This is a genomic window from Cellulophaga omnivescoria (genome assembly GCF_001999725.1).
GTDB classification, from domain to species: domain Bacteria; phylum Bacteroidota; class Bacteroidia; order Flavobacteriales; family Flavobacteriaceae; genus Cellulophaga; species Cellulophaga omnivescoria.
In genome coordinates this window covers 1-1,878 of record NZ_MDDP01000005.1, presented here as the reverse complement: position 1 = coordinate 1,878, position 1,878 = coordinate 1, and the positions used below count along the sequence as shown (strand labels likewise).

Annotated in this window: 1 rRNA gene; it reads left to right on the top strand. The window is 45.8% G+C overall.

The window, feature by feature from the left end:
- Positions 1 to 163 precede the first annotated feature (163 nt).
- A 16S ribosomal RNA gene (locus tag BFJ87_RS03690) occupies positions 164 to 1,683 on the top strand.
- Positions 1,684 to 1,878 lie beyond the last annotated feature (195 nt).

The window sequence follows — 1,878 nt, the reverse complement described above, 5'->3', positions numbered from 1 at the left end:
ATTTAAGGATAAGTGAGATTTTTGTTTTTTTAAAAGAATTAAAAGTTTATTTGACATATTGAAGAGAAAGCAAAATAATGCTACTTAGTAGTATTATTGAATTAAAAAAGAGAATGAGTTTGGTTTTAGACGATTTTAGGTTGTTAAGAATATTTACAAAACAACGATGAAGAGTTTGATCCTGGCTCAGGATGAACGCTAGCGGCAGGCTTAACACATGCAAGTCGAGGGGTAACAGAGGAGCTTGCTCTTGCTGACGACCGGCGCACGGGTGCGTAACGCGTATACAATCTGCCTTGCACTAAGGGATAGCCCAGAGAAATTTGGATTAATATCTTATGGTTTATAATTATGGCATCATATTTATAATAAAGGTTACGGTGTAAGATGAGTATGCGTCCCATTAGTTTGTTGGTAAGGTAACGGCTTACCAAGACTACGATGGGTAGGGGCCCTGAGAGGGGGATCCCCCACACTGGTACTGAGACACGGACCAGACTCCTACGGGAGGCAGCAGTGAGGAATATTGGACAATGGAGGAGACTCTGATCCAGCCATGCCGCGTGCAGGAAGACGGTCCTATGGATTGTAAACTGCTTTTATACAGGAAGAATAAGGACTACGTGTAGTCTGGTGACGGTACTGTAAGAATAAGGACCGGCTAACTCCGTGCCAGCAGCCGCGGTAATACGGAGGGTCCGAGCGTTATCCGGAATTATTGGGTTTAAAGGGTCCGTAGGCGGGCTGTTAAGTCAGGGGTGAAAGTTTGCAGCTCAACTGTAGAATTGCCTTTGATACTGATGGTCTTGAATTATTGTGAAGTGGTTAGAATATGTAGTGTAGCGGTGAAATGCATAGATATTACATAGAATACCGATTGCGAAGGCAGATCACTAACAATTGATTGACGCTGATGGACGAAAGCGTGGGTAGCGAACAGGATTAGATACCCTGGTAGTCCACGCCGTAAACGATGGATACTAGCTGTTTGGATTTCGATCTGAGCGGCCAAGCGAAAGTGATAAGTATCCCACCTGGGGAGTACGTTCGCAAGAATGAAACTCAAAGGAATTGACGGGGGCCCGCACAAGCGGTGGAGCATGTGGTTTAATTCGATGATACGCGAGGAACCTTACCAGGGCTTAAATGTAGATTGACAGGTTTAGAGATAGACTTTCCTTCGGGCAATTTACAAGGTGCTGCATGGTTGTCGTCAGCTCGTGCCGTGAGGTGTCAGGTTAAGTCCTATAACGAGCGCAACCCCTGTTGTTAGTTACCAGCACATTATGGTGGGGACTCTAGCAAGACTGCCGGTGCAAACCGTGAGGAAGGTGGGGATGACGTCAAATCATCACGGCCCTTACGTCCTGGGCCACACACGTGCTACAATGGTAGGTACAGAGAGCAGCCACTTAGCGATAAGGAGCGAATCTATAAAACCTATCACAGTTCGGATCGGAGTCTGCAACTCGACTCCGTGAAGCTGGAATCGCTAGTAATCGGATATCAGCCATGATCCGGTGAATACGTTCCCGGGCCTTGTACACACCGCCCGTCAAGCCATGGAAGCTGGGGGTACCTGAAGTTCGTCACCGCAAGGAGCGACCTAGGGTAAAACTGGTAACTAGGGCTAAGTCGTAACAAGGTAGCCGTACCGGAAGGTGCGGCTGGAACACCTCCTTTCTAGAGAAATACGACCGTTACATATTAGTTTATGTAGTAAGAATTTAGTTGTAACTAGATTTATTTTCTTTTTTCGCTGTCACTTCAAAATATTAAGATACAACAACTAAGATTGAGTCCCATAGCTCAGCTGGTTAGAGCGCTACACTGAAACTGGTCCTAAAAAACATCGAAAGCATCCGACGAACTTACCAG